Source organism: Paraburkholderia agricolaris (assembly GCF_009455635.1).
In the GTDB taxonomy this organism is placed as follows: Bacteria; Pseudomonadota; Gammaproteobacteria; order Burkholderiales; family Burkholderiaceae; genus Paraburkholderia; species Paraburkholderia agricolaris.
Window position 1 is genome coordinate 1,286,426 of the sequence record NZ_QPER01000002.1, and the last position, 17,392, is coordinate 1,303,817.

Below are 17,392 nucleotides of genomic sequence, written 5' to 3' on the forward strand. Positions count from 1 at the left end.
GTGTTGGTGGCGGACCTTTTTTCTGGGGGCTTCGGTTCGAATCAGGCTGGACCGGCCCTCATCGATTCAATCCGATTCAGGCGGCTTGCGCGATCTGCGCTGCTTCGAGCGCTTCCTGGCGAGCGGCCGCGGCCTTCTTGGTCTTGCCGGCGCGCGACGGCGGCTGGCAGGCGCCACACACCACGTTGTGCTGCAGATCGTGCTTGTGCGCGACAAACTTGCCGGTGCAACGGCAGCATTTGGTCAACTGCAGGATGTTGGCGTCGAAGAAACGCACCAACGTCCACGCACGCGTCAGGTCCAGTACGGGTTCGGTTTCGCTGTGCTGGCAATGTTCCAGATACAGTCGATACCCTTTGGTCAGCGCGTCCAGATGCGAGCAACGTGCTTCGTTCTTCAGGAACAGGTACGTGTTGTAAAACAACGACGCGTGGATGTTCGCCAGCCACGTCATGTACCAGTCCGCCGAGAACGGCAGCATGCCCTTGGGCGGCGATACACCTTTGACCTCGCGGTACAGGCGGATCATGCGGTCGCGCGAAAGCGTCAACTCGCTTTCGAGCACCTGCATGCGCGCGCCGAGTTCAATCAGCGCGATGGCGCGAAATACTTCTTGCGCGTCTTCCGTCAGGCTACGCTTGAGCATCGCGGTCACCTCGATTAAGCAAACTGCTCAGCAGGCTGGCCTGCAAGCAGAATCGCCGCGTGAGTCGGTGCAACTGCTGCGTGCTTCGTCGTTTGCGTCAACGCCGACAACATCGAGTGGTCGTTGAAGCGGAAGAAGCATAAAAGCTGATCGGAAGCGGCCAGCTTGACGATCTGCGCGAGCGACAGCCCGGCAAGCAAATCAGCCAGTTCCGACGACAGTCCCAGCCGGAACATGCCGACCGGTTTGTCCTCACGCAACATACGTTGCGCGAGCATGATGTAAGACAAGTTGATCTCGCGGATTGAATCCAGCGTCTCGCTGCTACGGTCCATTTTCTGTGTTTCCGAAGCCCCGAATTACTATGTCGGCTTTTTTTGCCGTTATGTCTTTTGTGCCTCACCGGAAACGTTGTCCTCCGGCTACATGTCACCACCTGATACAGATAGCGACTTTTTGATACATCACGTTACATTTCGTAACAGCTTGGGACGAATTGTATGAAGGGTAAAACAAGAAATCAATCCCCTCTCAAAAAAATATCTCAAAAAAATGCATCAAATTTCGGTAACTCTTTCACGGCGCTGTAATAGAGGATGCATAGCGGATTTTTTGCCGCCTGAGAATTTCGTCTAATCCATGGAAACCCTTGTGTAGTGGGCTTCGGACTGATTCGTCTGAGTAATGACGTGCGGCCGGCCGAGCGCCGCAAAATCAGGATGGAATCAGAAAGGAAGTAGAAAGCGAGATCAATTAAAAGTAATAAATACCGTTCATCGATGCCGCTATGGGGACAAATCAGAGGTGTAACAGATTGGTGCGGCCCCAGTTACAAACGAGGCCGCGTTTGTAACTTCTAGCAACCGTTTGCGCGAATCCGCTCGACTTCGAGGCCGAACACCGGGCGCAGGCGGGTGCCGAGCACATTGCCGGCGAAGGCGGCGACCAGCCACAGCCAGCCATGCAAGCTGCCTGACACGATGCCGCTGAAATAGGCGCCGATGTTACAACCATAGGCCAGACGGGCTCCATAGCCGAGCATCAGGCCGCCGACTACCGCCGCGATCAGCGAGCGTGCCGGAACTTTCCAGACCGGTGCGTAACGGCCGGCAAGCGCCGCAGCCGTCATGGCGCCGAGGATGATCCCGATGTCCATGACTGTGGTGACGTCACGTGTAACAGGGGCAGCCAGCGCACCGGCGTTGGCATGAGCGGCCCAATACGGCCAGTTGGCCACGTCGATACCCAGTGCGGCGAATAGCTTGGCGCCCCACAGCGCGAACGCCGACGTCACTCCCCATGGACGGCCGGACAATGCGAGGGTTGCGAAGTTGAGTAACACCAGAGCGATTGCGCCGACAAACAGCGGCCACGGGCCGTGCAACCAGGGCGACGCATGGGGCGCGCGTGGCGGCTCGTTGATCAGTCGGCCATGACGGCGCCGTTCGACCACAACCGTGAGCGCCGCGATCCCGGCGAAAACGGCCAGATTCAGCACGATGGCCCAGCCCGCGCCGAGCGTGCTGACCAACGAAAGCGGTTTGAGCGATGGCAACGCGGTCCAGAACGGCATGTGCGCGGTCGCGACAACCGAGCCGATGACAAACGCGGCCAGCGTGACGATCATGCGTGTACTGCCGCCACCCACGGTGTATAGCGTGCCGGACGCGCAGCCACCGCCCAGTTGCATGCCGACGCCGAACATGAAGGCCCCGACCAGCACCGACGTGCCGGCTGGCGCGACCAGGCCGACTACCGGCCGGCCGAACAGCGTGCCTGCGGCGAGCACCGGAAAGAACAGCAATACGCCGAGCGCCAGCATCAGCATTTGTGCGCGCAGGCCGGCGCCGCGGCCGTCGGCGATAAAGACCCGCCATGCGGAGGTAAAGCCGAACGCCGCATGATAAAGCGACATACCCAGCAGCGCGCCGACGATATAGAGCGCCGCCTGGCGCCCGCTAACGGTTTGCGCCAGATAAACAGCGCCCAGCGCGATTAGCACGAGCGCGGCGCCAAGCGGCTTCGGATTGATGTCGAAGCGTCGTGGTGCGCGTGGAAGCGAAGTGGAGAAATCGGACATGATGTTTGAATGACGAACGGCAGATAATTGTTACATGAAGCGTGCCATCAGATCGGCATCGTGAAACACCCCGTTGACGTTTAGCGCGTCGATCTCGCAGCCATACCTGCGAAAGCCGAGCGACTCATAGAGTTTGCGTGCCGCCTCATTCTGGCTATTCACTATCAACTGAATTTGCCTCAGGCCTTCTACTTGCGCCGCCCGTTCCAGCAACGCATTGAGCAAAGCACGCCCGACGCCGCGACCTGCCGCTTCCGGCGCGACATACATGCCGATGACAGAGGCCTTGTGCTGTTCCTTGTCGCGCTGGCTGCGCAGCAAGCCGACCACGCCGATCAACGGCGCATTGACCGCCGCATTGACTGCCGCATTGACTGCATAAGCGCCGAGCAGAAAATCGCCTTTGGCCGCGCGCGCGCCTTGCAACATAGCGTCATGCTGCGAAGCGCCCTTGGCTAGCGCTTCTTCATAGCCTTGGCCGAACGACTCCGGATGGGTTTTCAGACCGTGCAGGCGAAGCTGGAAATAGGCGTCGCGGTCGGCCGGACCAAGCTGGCGGATCAGTAGGGCGCTGTTCATCGAATGCGTCTCTCCATGTGATTTGAATGGCGCCGCAAGCGCTAACAACGCCGTGTTCGCTGAGGCGCCGCTGTCCGCAGTGCGCGCTAAGACTTCCCGGCTTCGGCCTTTTGCGTCTCGGCGCGCTGGCTTTCGGCAAACTCGCGCAGGGCCGCCGCGGTTTGCTGGTCGGCGGGAAAGAACGCTTCAATGGCAAGTTCCGATAGCGTTACATCTACCGGCGTGCCGAATACCGTGGTTGTGCTAAAGAACGACAACTCGCCGATTGGCGTGCGCAGCCGCAGCGGCACGGCGACCTGGTGACTCGCGGCCTCGTCGTGGCTGGCTGCTTGCGCGCCGGGCGGAGCAGGATAGGCGGCGAGCTCGTCACGCAGCGCGCTCAACGTTTCGTCACCGCTCACGTCGATTTGCCGCTGGAGTCGGGACAGCGCATGCGCGCGCCACGCATGCCAATTGACGATCGACGCTGCGATGCCCTGCGGATGCAAGCTCAGCCGCATTGCGTTGACTGGCGGCTTCAGCAGTTCCGGGCTTGCGCCTGCAAGCAGTGGCGCAAGCGCATTGTTCGCAGCCACGATGGTCCAGTGACGGTCGATCGCGAGGGCCGGATACGGCTCGTGACCTTTGAGCACCAACTCGACTGCCTCGCGCGCCGCGGCCAGTTGCGGGTCCGTGAGAGGACGTTCGCGGAACAGCGGCGCATAACCCGCCGCGACCAGCAGCGCGTTGCGCGCACGGAGCGGCACGTCGAGTCGCTCGGCGAGGTGCATGACCATTTCCCGGCTGGGCACCGCCCGGCCTGACTCGACGAAGCTCAGATGCCGCGTTGAAATTTCGGCTTCGGCGGCGAGCAGCAACTGGCTCATTCTTCGCCGCTGCCGCCATTCGCGCAGCAGATCGCCGACCGTGCGGCTTGCCGTCGGAGCGTTCGACGGGATGGTTTGCGCAAGAGAGAGTGTGTTCATGCTACCGATGATAGCCAAAGCGCGTTAGCAATCCATTACCTAGCAGGTAATGGAATACCACGGATTATTGGGGAATACACGGGAATATCCGGGAAAGCGTAGGCACACCCACGCGCCCACACACCCACGCACCCACGAATCGCAGCCTATTCAGCGCGTTGCCCCAGCCAAGGACACGGCGAGTGCGAATCACGCGTGCGCCACACCTTCCGGCACGGCATTAAGTTTGACGCCCAGCGCGCGCAGCAGTTTGAACACAGTATCCATGCGCGGTTTGGAGCCCGGCGCGAGCGTTTTATAGAGGCTTTCGCGCCCGAGCCCGGCGTCGGCCGCGACCTTTGCGATGCCGCGCGCTTTTGCGATATCGGCGATCGCGGCGAGCAGGACGTCGGCGTCGCTTTCTTCCAGGGCTGCGTTGAGATATTCAGCGATCATCTCTTCGCTATCGAGGTAGTGCGATGCGTCGAACCGTGCGGTTTTGACTTTGCTCATGACAGTTCCTTTCTGATTGCTGCCCACATTGATTTGGCGTGTTTGATGTCGGCCGCCTGCGTGGACTTGTCGCCTCCGCAGAGCAGCAGGTACACCATTCGCCCTTCGCGCGCGAAGTAGACCCGGTAGCCGGGACCGCTATCAACGCGCATTTCGGATACACCGTCTTCCAGCAGCTTCACGTCGCCGAAATGACCTCGCTCCGCACGCCGGACCCGCACCAGGATTTTTGCCCTCGCTCTCAAGTCTGCGAGGCCCGCGAGCCAGCTGTCGAATTCCTCGGTGCGATTGACCGTGTACACAGGCGGTGAACCGATCTGCTGAGAAGTGTATCCCCATGGATACGGTCTTGCAAGAGTAAAAACCATACTGAAAAAAGCGGCTCGTGTCCGCACCCGTTCAGTTCGTCACATGCCGTGCGTCAACGCTGCGCGGCCCCCATTTGCTTCACGAGGTTAGCGGCTGACGCCGCTCCTGACGATTCGGCCGGATGGCCAATCCGGCAGGCAAAAAACACGGTTCTTCACCTCCGTGCATCCGGATGCTTACCTCTCACGTAATCGACGCGCCGCGCCCGAAGCGCCAATCTTTGTTCCGAGCCCGCCGCATACAACGTGTCTGCCTGGCGTAGTGCTCAGTCATGCCAACCAAGGAGTCTGAGATGAATGCGCATACCGATCTGATCGACCGTTATTTCGACGCATGGAATGAGACGGATGCAGTGCGCCGCCGCGAGTTGATCGCCGCGACGTGGGCCGCCGATGCCGACTATCGCGATCCGCTGCTGGCGGGCGCGGGTCACGACGGCATCGACGCGATGATCCGTGCGGTGCATGAACGCTTCCCGCATCACACGTTTCACCGCACGACCGAGGTCGACGGTTTCGCGAACCGCCTGCGGTTTTCGTGGGCACTGACCACGCCGGCGGGCGAAGCGATCGTCAAGGGCTCCGACTTCGGCCTGCTCGATACACACGGCCGGCTGCAGGCGGTGACCGGTTTCCTCGATCAGGTGCCTGCCGCTACCTGACAACACGCAGTTTTTCACGGAGACGATCATGCACGAGTCCGCTGCCGCCACGGTTCCTGGTACGGTTCTCACGTTCGCGCGCCTGTCGGGCGCGGTCAACGCGCTTTCCAGCGCGATCGCAGGCTTCGCTCTGCTGGCCGGCACGCGCGCGTTCACCTTCACGGCGTTGCTGGCCTGGCGCGAGCCGGTGTTGGGCGGCGCGGGTCTCGTGCTGCTCGCCCTGGTCGGATGGCTGCGCTGGAGCGTGTCGGCGGAACGCCGCTCACCGCATCGCGCGGCAAGGCTGATTGACGATAAGCCGCCGGCAACGGACCGTGCGCCGCGGTCTTGCTACAATCGATCGCGACGTGCTACAGGGACACTACGGGGACAACCCGTTCGGCCTGGCTAGCCACTAACCAGACCTCAAGGAGACACCGTGCTGAAGAATCTGGACCCGCTGCTGAATGCCGACGTGCTGCATGCGCTCCGCTCAATGGGACATGGCGACGAACTGGTCGTTTGCGACGCCAATTTTCCGGGCGCTTCGGTCGCACAGGAGACGGTGTTGGGCAAGCTGCTTCGCCTCGATGGCGTGAATGCACCGCGCGCGATCCGCGCGATTCTGTCGGTGATGCCACTGGATACTTTCATCGATCGTCCTGCCTCGCGGATGCAAGTAGTGGGCGAGCCGGATACGATCCCGGCCGTTCAGCGCGAAGCGCAGATCGAGATCAATGCGGCGGAAGGGCGCGAGGTGCCGTTTGCGTCGGTCGAACGTTTCGCATTTTATGAGCGGGCGCGCAAAGCCTATTGCGTGATCGCGACCGGTGAAGAGCGCGGTTACGGCTGCTTCGTTTTCACAAAAGGTGTCTTGCTCGCGCCGGATGCGCCGCAGCAATAGCACTTCGTCACGGCGGTGGGGTCCATGAGCTTCTCGATAGACAGTCTCGATCATCTCGTTCTGAATGTCGCTGACGTGGAAGCCAGCGCGGCCTGGTACGCCCGAATGCTCGGCATGCGGCGCACCGAGTTCGAGTCGCGCACCGGCACGCGGGTGGCGATGACCTACGGCAATCAGAAGATCAATCTGCGTCCGGCGGATGCGGACACGGTCGCGTGGTTCACCGGCCGTGAGGCGATGCCGGGCAGTGCCGATCTGTGCTTCGTCACGACCGCGAATCCGGCCGAGGTCAAAGCCCATTGGCTTGCCCAGGGTGTTGAGATAGAGGCCGGCCCGGTTGAGCGCGACGGCGCGCGCGGCAAGATGACTTCGGTGTATTGCCGCGATCCGGACGGCAATCTGATCGAAGTCGCAACGTATCCTCGAGCATAAATAAGCATCGAGGCCACGCGGGCCAATCCCGCCGTGCCGGGCAAAATCCGCTGCGTGCCGGGCGCCCGCACACCTCTGTTCCCCTGGATTCTCCCCTCGGGACGGTGCGAAATGCGCCGTTCACGCCGGCCCGCGCTTGGAAAAGGCGGGCAATGCACATGTTACCGGATGCAAAATAGGGAACTGCGGCCGCCTGGCCGGGTCTGCTGCTTATTCATTTACAGGAGCCCCTCATGACGCGTCCCGTCGATTCCGGCGTGATCCTCATCGCGCGTATCGCCCTTGCTGTGCTGTTTTTGTGGGGCGGCGTGATGAAATTGCTGGGCTATGCGGGCTTTGTCAGCTATCTGCATTCGAAGGGGGTGCCGTTCGTTCAGGTCGCCGCGCCGATTGCAACCGCTGTCGAGGCGCTCGGTGGTCTGCTACTGATCGTCGGCTTCAAGGTTCGCCCACTCGCGCTCATCATGGCCGTCTACACTGTGGCAACCGCCGTGCTGGGCCACGATTTCTGGAACGTCACGGATCCCGCGTTGCAACGCGATATGGTGATTCACTTCTGGAAGAACATTGGTATCGCCGGCGGTTTCCTGCTGCTGTTCGTGACCGGAGCGGGCCGTATCAGTATCGACGGCGCGCGATCGCCACGCCGGGGACTGAATCTCTAGTCACGCGGTCGACGTAGTCTGTGCCGGTCGCTTTTGATTCTGGCTGTAATCAAGGGAGCAAATAATGATTCAAAGTTTTGAGCAAACCATTGGCGGCAAGGTCACGCAGTTGTGCGCAAGTCTCGGCGAAGGGCCTACGCCGCATCGCGTCATCATCAGCCTTGCCGATTCGGCGAAAACCTTGGTGGTTCTGGATGCATCGGGTCTGATTGGCACGATCAAGGCCGAAATCGAACAGCCGGAAAAGCTGGTCGCGGACGCGATCGCCAAGGCGCAAAACGAAGGGCTGATCGAGCGTGCGATTGACACCGGCGCGATTCAGGAAGCGTCGCTGTAAGTCGCGCAGTCACGCTGATCGGCGCATGATCTGATCAGCGCGAGTCAGGCACTTGCCCGCGGCCGGTCTTGTGGGGCCTGGAGGCCGGCGCGTGCGGTTCCGGATGGACAAGGCAGGCCATTACGCCGGCCATCACCAGCAGGCCGACCGAGATCGCTGTCGCCGCCTGCATCCCTGTGACGATCTGTGCGGCGGCCGCGCCGCTCGCCAACGCGCCGAAGGCGGCTACCCCCACTGCGCCGCCTGCTTGCCTCGCGGTATTGAGCACGGCGGACGCCGTGCCCGCGCGCCTCGCTTCAACGGAGGCCAGCACCGCGGTGGTCATGGCCGGCACCGCAAGCCCCATTCCCGACGGAATAAGCAGGAACGGCAGCAGCAAGCCGGCCAGCGGTGTGGACGCTCCGACGAAATGCAGCAGGCCGTAGCCGAACCCCGCCGTGATCGCGCCGGCAATCATCGGCACGCGTACGCCAAACCGTCCGACCACCCAGCCGCTCGCCACATTCGAAATCAGAAAGCCACCGGTCAACGGCAGGAAGGCGAGGCCCGCCTGCAGCGGGGTGTAGCCGCGCACGCGCTGCAAATACAGGCTCAGCACGAACACCATGCCGTAGTACGTCAGATTTACGCAGACGCCGAACAGCACCGCCGCGTTGAACGTGCGCTTGCTGAATAGCGAGAGCGGCAACATCGGCGCCGCGACGCGCGATTCCACGGCGATAAAGGCAACTGTGGCGATTAGCGCAAGGATGAAACCGCCGGCTACCAGCGGATGGCCCAACCCCAGCGGCCGCCATTCGATCACCGCGGCTACGAAGGCGGTGAGCGCGACGATCGCAAGGGTCTGACCGCTCAGGTCGATGCCGCGCGGGCTCGCTGCGCTTGCTGTTCCGGCCTGGGTTGCCGCGTGAGCTTCAGACGCGGCAGCGGCGTTAGCCGGTGCCGTTTGCCGTGTTTCGTTTCGCGCGGGCTCAGACCGGGGCACCCAGAGCAAAGTCGCCAGCCAACCGGCTGCGCAAATCGGCAGATTGACGAGAAAGATGCTGCGCCAACCGAATGCCGCAATCAGCAGACCGCCGACCACCGGCCCGGCCGCGATCGCAATCGCACCCGCAGCGGTCCACAGGCCGACTGCACGTGCCCGGAGTTTCGGATCGTGACCGTATGAGCGGTTGAGCAGCGCCAGCGAGTTCGGCAACATGGCGGCCGCGCCGATGCCCTGCACCGCGCGCGCGGCCACCAGCATGGTGGCACCGAGCGCCAGGCCGCAGGCGAGCGACGCGAGCGCGAACAGCACGATCCCGGCCGCGTACATGCGCCGGATGCCGAGCCGGTCGCCGAGCGCGCCCGCCGACAGCATCAGCACGGCGAACGCGAGCGTGTACGCGTCGACGACCCATTGCAGCCCCGCGACATTCGCATGCAGGTCCGCACCGATTTTCGGCAGTGCGATGTTGACGATGGTCACGTCGAGTTGGGTGACGACGAAGCCGATGCTGACTGTCGCAAGGATGCGGCCGAGAGCGGGCGAGGGGGGCGTGTGGGAAGAGTTCATGACCTACATCGTAGGCCGATGCGGCACGCGATGTTTCGGTCCGGCGTGAAGTGTGGATGTCGCCGAAACCGCCCGAACCGCCGAAACCGCGGGAAAGGCGTGGCGTGGCGACGATAGAACAACGGCGCGCTATCGGCGCGCCGTTGTGGAGTCGCTCGATTAGCGCGCTGGCGGCGCGTCTTTGATAAACAGCGTAGTCAACGCCCCGAGAATGCAGATCGCGCCGACATAGAGCGGCGCGGCCATCGGGTTCGACTTCATCATCAGCGAAACAGCGATCGGCGTCAGGCCGCCAAACACCGCATAGGCGACGTTGTACGAGAACGAGATGCCCGAGAATCGCACGACCGGCGGGAACGCCTTGACCAGTACGAACGGGATCGCGCCGATCACGCCGACAAAAAGACCGGCCACGGCGTACAGCGGCACCAGCGCCGAGCTATCGACGGCAAGTTGCTGGAACATCACGTAGTACGTCACCGCCAGCGCGAGCCCGCCGATGAAAATCGTGCGCCCCGCGCCGATCCGGCCGGCGATCGAACCGGCCATCACGCAACCGATCGTCAGGCACAGCGTTGCCACGCAGTTCGCCAGCAGCGCGGTGGCCGGCGCGATATGAAACTGCTTTTGCAGCAGGGTCGGCGTCATCAGAATCACCACGACGATCGCCGCCGACAGCATCCACGTGAGCAGCATCGACACGATCACGGCGCGGCCATGGTCGCGCAATACGGCCTTGAGCGGCACTTCCGCGGCGATTGCCTTGCGTTGCTTGAGTTCGGCGAACACCGGCGTTTCATGCAGCCAGCGGCGCAGATAAACCGAGAACATGCCGAATACGCCGCCCACCAGGAACGGAATGCGCCATGCGTAGGCGGAGATTTCCGTCGGTGCGAAGTTGCGATTCACCGCCGATGCGATCAGCGAGCCCAGCAGGATGCCCGCCGTGAGGCCGGCGGTCAGCGTGCCGCACGCGTAGCCCACGTGCCGTTGCGGCACGTGCTCGGAAACGAATACCCATGCGCCCGGCACCTCGCCGCCGACCGCCGCGCCTTGCATCACGCGGAACAGCAGCAGCAAGACCGGCGCCATCACGCCGATGCTGGCGTAGGTGGGCAGCAGGCCCATCATCAGTGTCGGCACCGACATCAGCAGCACGCTCAGCGTGAACATGCGCTTGCGGCCGAACAGGTCGCCGAAGTGCGCCATGATGATGCCGCCAAGCGGCCGGGCCAGATAGCCCGCCGCGAAGATCCCGAAGGTCTGCACCTGACGCAGCCAGTCCGGCATCGCGGCAGGGAAGAACAACTGGCCGATCGCCGGCGCAAAGAATACGAAGATGATGAAGTCGTAAAACTCCAGCGCCCCGCCGAGCGCGGCGAGGCCGAGCGTCTTGTAATCGCTTCGCCCAAGAGGGCGTGGGGTGACAGCCTGCGCTCCACCCAGATTTGTCGCTTGCATTGCTTGTGTTTTGTCTTGAATTGGGAGCCACACGTAGCGCGTGGAAAATCGGCGGTCGTCGGGCGAGAAGTGTGGCAAGCGCTGGGTAGAGCACGGGACACCGGCGCGCCGCCCGGATAGGGCAAGCGCGATGACGACTGGGGCCAGGCCGGGGATTTTACAGGATGACTGCGGTCTGCTTAGGGAAGTGCTTAATTAGATTGGAAAAAGTTCCCCGAAACCTGCCTTCCTGGCTATGGGCTGTATCGCGAGCAGTGCGTGTCGTGCGAGCTGGAGCCTTCGCGTGTAGGAATGCGGCGGGCATCTGTCGGAAGGGGGCGATCGGTGCGTAAATTAGGATTGCTCCTATGGGATGACTGGGGCGTCCCTCTGAGAATCGCGTCCGAGCTATCAGTGAAAAGTTATCCCATGCGCATTGCCATCCTTCAGCGTGACCCCGTCATGCGTCAGTCGATCGAAAAGGTCCTCATGAGTGCCAGCCATACCTGTATGGCCTACGACGACGGTCTGTCCATGTCGAAAGCACTCGCCCGTTCCACCGTGGATTTGCTGGTGCTGGACTGGCACGGCACGCGCCTGTCCGGTGCCGAAGTTCTGCGCTCGGTGCGCGCGGTCGGCGGCGACCGCCTGCCGGTTCTGTTCGCTTCGGCGGAGACGTCGGAGGAGAGCGTGGTGCGTGCCTTTGCCAGCGGGGCGGACGACTACGTCGCGCTGCCGTTGCGGCCGGGTGAATTCCGCGAGCGCGTGGCGGCGTTGCTGCGCCGCGCCTATCCGGACCGTTTCAGCGCCGCGAGCTTCGATGTCGGGCCTTACCACTTCGACACGCATCGCCAGCTCGTCATGCTGCGCGGCCAGCCGGTCGCGCTATCCGGCACGCAATACCGGCTGGCCTCGCTGTTCTTTTCCAATATCGGCCGCGTGCTGTCGCGCGACCATATTTTCGCGATGGTATGGGGCCGTGAGTTCCGCGAGTTCACCCGCACCATCGACAGCCACGTGTCGCGCCTGCGCCTGCTGCTCGAGATCGAGCCGCAGAACGACTTCCGGCTGCAACCCGTTTACAAGAGCGGCTATCGGCTGCTGCATCTGCGGCAGGGTGAAGCGGGTGCGGAGAAGCAGGCGGCTTGAGCCCACTGCGACTCAAACTTGCGGCAGCACCGGCCGGGTTTCGATCGCCCGGCGGATCAACGCATCGACGGCCTTGCGTTCATCGCCGGCCAACGGCAGGCGCGGCGGCCGGACCGGCTCCGTGCCCAGCCCGACAATCGTCTCGGCCAGCTTGATGTTTTGCACCAGTTTCGCCGAGACGTCGAGTGCAAGCAGGGGCGCGAACCAGCGGTAGATCGCGCGCGCTTCTTCAAGCCGGCCCGCCTTCAGCAACTTGTAGATCACAACCGTCTCGCGCGGAAACGCGCACACGAGACCGGCCACCCAGCCATGCGCGCCCATCAGGAGCGCTTCCATGGCGAGATTGTCGACCCCGCACAGAATCGCGAAGCGGTCACCGACCACGTTGATCAGATCGGTCACACGCCGCACGTCGCCGCACGATTCCTTGATCGCGACGATCTTCTTTTCGTCGGCGATTTCCGCGAACATCTCGGGCGTCATGTCGACGCCATAGGCAAGCGGATTGTTGTAGATCATCAGGGGTAGCACGCTCGCATCGGCGACGCTGCGAAAGTGATGCAGCGTTTCACGCCGGTCGGACAGATAGCGCAGTCCAGGCAGCACCATGAAACCCGCGGCGCCATGCCCGCTGCCGGCTTCGGCCTGGCGGCAGGCGTCGAGCGTGCTGTTCTCGGCGATCGTCAGCAACACCGGCACCCGGCCGCGTGAGGCCTCGACGGCGATGTCGAGCACCTCCAGTTTCTCGTCCAGCGAAAGGGTCGATGCTTCACCGAGCGATCCGCACACGATGATGCCGTCCACTCCGGCGTCGATCTGCGCCTCGATATTCTTGCCGGTCCATTTGCGGTCTATGCTGAAATCCGCGTTGAATTTGGTGGTTACCGCCGGCCATACGCCTTCCCAGATATGCGCCACGACTGCTCTCCCGAGTGAGTTAAATTGAAGCGCAGTGTAAGCAGGGAAAATGCCGCCGTCTTGCGTGATTCATGCGTGGCTGATGACGATTTCAGCATAGTCGTCATGCCTTGAGGCCTAACAAGATCGGGTAAGCCCGCTATTTCAGGACAATGCGCGGGATGCGTCTGGGTCGCGCTGGCAAGGGCTCGCGTGCGTTTCCGATTCTGCTTGCCGGACGCTGTTCAGGCGTGGGTTCTGTCAGTTTTCAAAGATTGGGGTGTGCGGGAGCGAGCGCAATCACTATGCTGAAATCGTCATAATCCGCGCTTAAGCACACCAAGACTCCGGCGGCCGGCATTCCTACCATGTGCATCATGAAAACCCTCGATATCATCGACTCGCACACCGGCGGTGAACCGACCCGCCTGGTGGTGTCGGGTGGCCCGGCGCTCGGCGGCGGCACACTGGCGCAGCGTCTGGACGTGTTTCGCACGCGTTTCGACGACTGGCGCGCGGGCGTCGTCACCGAACCGCGCGGCTCGGACGTGGTGGTCGGCGCGCTGCTGTGCGAGCCGGACGACCCGGCTTGCGCAGCCGGCGTGATCTTCTTCAACAATGTGGGCTATCTCGGCATGTGCGGGCACGGCACCATCGGCCTCGTCGTCTCGCTCGCGCATATGGGCCGGATTGGACCGGGGCGTCACCGGATCGAGACGCCGGTCGGCGTTGTCGAGGCGACGCTCAACGAGGACGGCAGCGTGGCTGTGCGCAACGTGCCGGCTTATCGGTACCGGCAAGGCGTGCAGGTCGACGTGCCGGGCTACGGCAAGTTGACTGGCGACATCGGCTGGGGCGGCAACTGGTTCTTTCTCGTTGCCGACCACGGGCACGCGCTGGAGGCGGCGCACATCGCCGAGTTGACCGTGTTCAGTACGGCAATCCGCGACGCACTGATCGCGCAGCGCATCACCGGTGCAGAAGGCGCGTTGATCGATCACGTCGAACTTTTTGGAGCCGGCTCGCGCGACGGCATCGACAGCCGCAGCTTCGTCCTCTGTCCCGGCAACGCGTACGATCGCTCGCCCTGCGGTACCGGCACGAGCGCGAAGATCGCCTGCCTCGCCGCCGACGGCAAGCTCGCCGAAGGCGCGGTGTGGCGGCAGGAGAGCATTATCGGCAGCGTATTCGAGGCGAGCTATCGCCACACTGGCGATGGGGTTTCGGTGACGCCGACCATTACCGGCCACGCGCACATCATGGCCGAAGGTCGCTTGTGTTTCGACGAACGCGACCCGTTCGCGTGGGGCATTCGCACCGCATGATGGCGGACGCGTTGATCGTCGGGGCCGGCATTGTCGGTGCGGCTTGCGCCGCGGAGCTGGCCGCGCTCGGCATGCGGGTCGATGTACTCGACGCGCAGGGCATCGGCGGCGGCGCGACGGCAGCGGGCATGGGCCATATTGTCGTGATGAACGACTCGCCCGCGGAATTCGCGTTGAGCCGCTACTCGCGCGACTTGTGGCTGGCGCTTGCGCCGCAACTGCGCAAGCGCGATGCGTTCGCGCGCTGCGGCACGCTGTGGGTCGCAGCCGATGACGAGGAATGGCAGGCCGCCCGCACCATGCATGCCGCGTTCGCGGCGCAGGGTGTTTCGGCGCAGATGCTCGATGCTGTCGAGTTGCGGGCGTGCGAACCGGCGCTGGCGCAGTCGATGGCGGGCGGCTTGCGGATCGAGCACGACAGTATCGTCTATGCGCCCACGGTTGCCGAATGGCTGCTGACACAATCTTCAGGAGTGGAGAATATTCGCGTGCGGCTCGGCGCGCGGGTTATTGCCGTCAGTGCGAACGGCGTGACGCTGGCCGATGGCGAGCGCATCGGCGCCGCGCATGTGATCGTGGCCAATGGCCTGGGCGCTCAGCAACTGCTGCGATCGCTGCCGTTGCAGCCGAAGAAAGGTCATCTGCTGATCACGGACCGTTACCCCGAGCTCATTCGCCATCAACTGCTCGAACTCGGCTACATCAAGAGCGCGCATCACGCGGCGGGCACCTCGGTGGCATTCAATGCACAGCCGCGGCCCACGGGCCAGTTGCTGATCGGCTCGTCGCGCCAGTTCGATACAACCGATCCGGCGGTCGACATGCCGGTGCTCGCTCAGATGCTGCAGCGTGCCGCGCATTACCTGCCGGTTCTGCCGACACTCCATGGCATTCGCGCGTGGACCGGCTTTCGCGCGGCGTCGCCCGACGGCTTGCCGTTGATCGGTCCCGCCGGCGATTTTTCACCCGGCGTGTGGCTGGCAATCGGACACGAAGGTCTTGGTGTGACGACCTCGCTCGCGAGCGCGAAGTTACTGGCTGCGCAAATCACGGGGGAGGTCGCGCCGATTCCTGTCGAACCGTACTTGCCCGGCCGTTTTGCGCAACAGGTGGTGACCCATGACTAATGCCGATGCAGCGCGACTTCACTTGACGATCGACGGCCGGCAGGTCGCGGTCGAAGCGGGTACGACCGTGGCCGCGGCGCTTGCGATCGCGGGCGTGGGCGGTACGCGGACGTCGGTTCGCGGTGAGACGCGCGCGGCGCTGTGCGGCATGGGTGTGTGCCAGGAGTGCCGCGTTACGATTGACGGCCGGGCGCATGTGATGGCGTGTCAGACGCTTTGCTGCGAGGGGCAGGTGGTTCGCACAACTGTCGCGGCGAACGTTATAAATGCCAACGCCAACGCCAACGCCAACGCGGGCACGGGCACTGTCATCGCCACAGCCGCTGCCGCCATCAAGGGCACGGGCACTACCACAGGCACACGATGAAGCAACATTTCGATATCGTCGTGGTAGGCGCCGGTCCGGCTGGGCTGAACGCCGCGCAAGCCGCGGGGCGCGCGGGCGCCACGGTCGCACTGCTCGACGACAATCCGCGCGCCGGTGGTCAAATCTGGCGGCAAGGTCCCGGCCATCCGCCGCAAGTGCCGCTGCAAGGCTTCCTTGCCACCTTGAAGATGCAAACCAACGTCACCCTTATGCCGTCGACTCGCGTGATCGCGCCTTTGCGTGCGCGCGGTTTACTGCTCGAATCGGCGGAGCTCGGCGGCGTATCTATCAGCTACGGGCAGTTGATTCTCGCAACCGGTGCGCGTGAGCGGCTCCTGCCGTTCGCCGGTTGGACGCTACCCGGCGTGACCGGTGCGGGCGCGCTGCAGGCGCTCATTAAAGGTGGCATGCCGGTGCGCGGCGAGCGGATCGTGATTGCCGGCAGCGGTCCGCTGCTGATCGCCGCGCTTGCCACCGCGCGTGCTGCCGGCGCGCAAGTCGTGGCGGTCGTGGAGCAGGCACCGTCGTTCGAGGTTGTCAGCTTCGGAATTTCCTTATTGGCCGAGCCTGCGAAGTTGCGGCAGGCCGTGACCATGACGCGCGGTTTCGCGGGGGTGCGTTACTGGACCGGCAGCATCGTCCGGCAAGCGCTTGGCGATGGTCGCGTCGAACGCGTGACCATCCAGCGCGGACGCCGGCAACTGACACTCGCTTGCGACCGTATCGCATGCGGCTATGGACTGGTGCCGAATACCACGCTTGCGCAAGCACTCGGCTGTGCGATCAACGAAGCAGGGCAGATCGTGGTCGACAGTGAGCAGCGGACTTCAGTCGACGGCGTGTTGGCGGCAGGCGAATGCACGGGTGTTGGCGGTGCGGAACTGGCGGGTGTGGAAGGCGAGATCGCCGGACTCTTCGCGAGCGGCACCCCGGCAAGCGACGCCTCCACAAACCGCAGCTCGGCAAACCCTATCGCACTACATAGCCAACGCGCGCGATGGCAGCGTTTCGCAACGCGCGTCGAAACAGCCTTCGCGTTACAGGCCGCCGCGCGCACGCCACCCGACGATGCCACGCTGCTCTGCCGTTGCGAAGACGTCAGCGTTGGCGAAGTGCGCGCCTGGCCGGATTGGCGCGAAGCCAAGCTGCATACCCGCTGCGGAATGGGGGCATGCCAGGGACGCATCTGCGGCGCCGCCGCTGGACTGTACTTTGGCTGGCAAGCCGCCGCGCCGCGCCCGCCGTTCAGTCCGGCGCAAATCGGCACCTTGATGGTGGCGGGCGCGGAGGCGCCGCCGACCGAATGACCCCGGCATCCACCCGGCTGCCGCATATTGTCTCCAGCCGCGTGGTCCTATAATCGAGCGCAAGCGCGCGCCGGCAACGCACGACCAACACCAAACCGCACCGACCACGGAACCCG

General features: G+C 63.4%; 20 protein-coding genes and 1 pseudogene. 11 read left to right on the forward strand and 10 right to left on the reverse strand.

From position 1 onward, the window contains the following. Positions 1-76: 76 nt before the first annotated feature. The 7 genes from flhC to GH665_RS27175 all read right to left on the reverse strand — a co-directional run bounded on the left by flhC (position 77) and on the right by GH665_RS27175 (position 5,130). Entirely contained in the window at positions 77-646 is a 570-nt protein-coding gene (gene flhC / locus GH665_RS27145; RefSeq protein ID WP_028194931.1) for a flagellar transcriptional regulator FlhC, read from the reverse strand. A 14-nt stretch (positions 647-660) separates the two neighbouring features. Continuing rightward, positions 661-981, reverse strand: coding sequence for a flagellar transcriptional regulator FlhD (flhD, locus tag GH665_RS27150; protein ID WP_028194930.1), 321 nt, complete (start codon positions 979-981; stop codon positions 661-663). A gap of 521 nt (positions 982-1,502) precedes the next feature. Beyond that, positions 1,503-2,726 (reverse strand): YeeE/YedE family protein, encoded by a 1,224-nt coding sequence (locus GH665_RS27155; protein WP_153140337.1) that lies wholly within the window; start codon positions 2,724-2,726, stop codon positions 1,503-1,505. Positions 2,727-2,756: 30 nt separating this feature from the next. Beyond that, the gene (locus GH665_RS27160; protein WP_153140338.1) at positions 2,757-3,305 is read right to left on the reverse strand and encodes a GNAT family N-acetyltransferase; all 549 of its coding nucleotides are present in this window, start codon (positions 3,303-3,305) and stop codon (positions 2,757-2,759) included. Between the two features lie 86 nt (positions 3,306-3,391). Then, positions 3,392-4,270, reverse strand: coding sequence for a helix-turn-helix domain-containing protein (locus GH665_RS27165; RefSeq protein ID WP_153140339.1), 879 nt, complete (start codon positions 4,268-4,270; stop codon positions 3,392-3,394). Between the two features lie 189 nt (positions 4,271-4,459). Next, the gene (locus tag GH665_RS27170) at positions 4,460-4,762 is read right to left on the reverse strand and encodes an addiction module antidote protein (RefSeq protein WP_028194927.1); all 303 of its coding nucleotides are present in this window, start codon (positions 4,760-4,762) and stop codon (positions 4,460-4,462) included. After that, positions 4,759-5,130: a type II toxin-antitoxin system RelE/ParE family toxin gene (locus GH665_RS27175; protein ID WP_153142321.1), complete on the reverse strand. Its 372-nt coding sequence runs from the start codon at positions 5,128-5,130 to the stop codon at positions 4,759-4,761. Before GH665_RS27175 ends, GH665_RS27170 begins: the two co-directional genes overlap by 4 nt. A gap of 293 nt (positions 5,131-5,423) precedes the next feature. Between GH665_RS27175 and GH665_RS27180 the strand changes: the two genes are divergently transcribed. From GH665_RS27180 to GH665_RS27205, 6 genes are all read left to right on the forward strand, one after another. Beyond that, the gene (locus tag GH665_RS27180) at positions 5,424-5,792 is read left to right on the forward strand and encodes a nuclear transport factor 2 family protein (RefSeq protein ID WP_153140340.1); all 369 of its coding nucleotides are present in this window, start codon (positions 5,424-5,426) and stop codon (positions 5,790-5,792) included. Between the two features lie 28 nt (positions 5,793-5,820). After that, complete coding sequence (locus tag GH665_RS39220) at positions 5,821-6,183, forward strand: hypothetical protein (protein WP_246216379.1); 363 nt, start codon at positions 5,821-5,823, stop codon at positions 6,181-6,183. A 27-nt stretch (positions 6,184-6,210) separates the two neighbouring features. Then, a complete protein-coding gene (locus GH665_RS27190; protein ID WP_153140341.1) occupies positions 6,211-6,675 on the forward strand; it encodes an RbsD/FucU family protein in 465 nt (154 codons plus the stop codon). Between the two features lie 24 nt (positions 6,676-6,699). Beyond that, positions 6,700-7,107 (forward strand): VOC family protein, encoded by a 408-nt coding sequence (locus GH665_RS27195; protein ID WP_153140342.1) that lies wholly within the window; start codon positions 6,700-6,702, stop codon positions 7,105-7,107. A gap of 233 nt (positions 7,108-7,340) precedes the next feature. After that, positions 7,341-7,772 (forward strand): DoxX family protein, encoded by a 432-nt coding sequence (locus tag GH665_RS27200; RefSeq protein WP_153140343.1) that lies wholly within the window; start codon positions 7,341-7,343, stop codon positions 7,770-7,772. A gap of 64 nt (positions 7,773-7,836) precedes the next feature. Beyond that, the gene (locus tag GH665_RS27205; protein ID WP_153140344.1) at positions 7,837-8,109 is read left to right on the forward strand and encodes a hypothetical protein; all 273 of its coding nucleotides are present in this window, start codon (positions 7,837-7,839) and stop codon (positions 8,107-8,109) included. Positions 8,110-8,143: 34 nt separating this feature from the next. Here GH665_RS27205 and GH665_RS27210 read toward each other — a convergent pair whose 3' ends face one another. Both GH665_RS27210 and GH665_RS27215 read right to left on the reverse strand, forming a co-directional pair. After that, on the reverse strand, positions 8,144-9,664 hold the full coding sequence (locus GH665_RS27210; protein ID WP_153140345.1) for an MFS transporter: 1,521 nt from the start codon (positions 9,662-9,664) through the stop codon (positions 8,144-8,146). Positions 9,665-9,823: 159 nt separating this feature from the next. Then, positions 9,824-11,125 carry an MFS transporter gene (locus GH665_RS27215; RefSeq protein WP_153140346.1) on the reverse strand — a complete coding sequence of 434 codons (1,302 nt, stop codon included), beginning with the start codon at positions 11,123-11,125 and terminating at the stop codon, positions 9,824-9,826. Between the two features lie 408 nt (positions 11,126-11,533). Here GH665_RS27215 and GH665_RS27220 point away from each other — a divergent pair, with 408 nt between their 5' ends. Then, positions 11,534-12,253, forward strand: a complete 720-nt coding sequence (locus GH665_RS27220; RefSeq protein ID WP_028194918.1) for a response regulator transcription factor — start codon at positions 11,534-11,536, stop codon at positions 12,251-12,253. Positions 12,254-12,265: 12 nt separating this feature from the next. Here the strand turns inward: GH665_RS27220 and GH665_RS27225 are convergent, their stop codons facing one another. Further along, entirely contained in the window at positions 12,266-13,171 is a 906-nt protein-coding gene (locus GH665_RS27225; RefSeq protein ID WP_153140347.1) for a dihydrodipicolinate synthase family protein, read from the reverse strand. A 347-nt stretch (positions 13,172-13,518) separates the two neighbouring features. Here GH665_RS27225 and GH665_RS27230 point away from each other — a divergent pair, with 347 nt between their 5' ends. The 4 genes and pseudogenes from GH665_RS27230 (at position 13,519) to GH665_RS27245 (ending at position 17,276) form a co-directional block, all read left to right on the forward strand. Next, complete coding sequence (locus GH665_RS27230) at positions 13,519-14,475, forward strand: 4-hydroxyproline epimerase (protein ID WP_153140348.1); 957 nt, start codon at positions 13,519-13,521, stop codon at positions 14,473-14,475. Continuing rightward, entirely contained in the window at positions 14,472-15,602 is a 1,131-nt protein-coding gene (locus GH665_RS27235; RefSeq protein ID WP_153142322.1) for an NAD(P)/FAD-dependent oxidoreductase, read from the forward strand. The genes GH665_RS27230 and GH665_RS27235 overlap by 4 nt, the downstream gene beginning before the upstream one ends. Then, positions 15,595-15,846 (forward strand): annotated as a pseudogene (locus GH665_RS27240) ((2Fe-2S)-binding protein); the annotation flags it as partial. The gene GH665_RS27235 and the pseudogene GH665_RS27240, both read left to right, overlap by 8 nt. A 119-nt stretch (positions 15,847-15,965) precedes the next feature. Next, the gene (locus GH665_RS27245; RefSeq protein ID WP_153140350.1) at positions 15,966-17,276 is read left to right on the forward strand and encodes an FAD-dependent oxidoreductase; all 1,311 of its coding nucleotides are present in this window, start codon (positions 15,966-15,968) and stop codon (positions 17,274-17,276) included. The last annotated feature ends 116 nt before the right edge of the window (positions 17,277-17,392 follow it).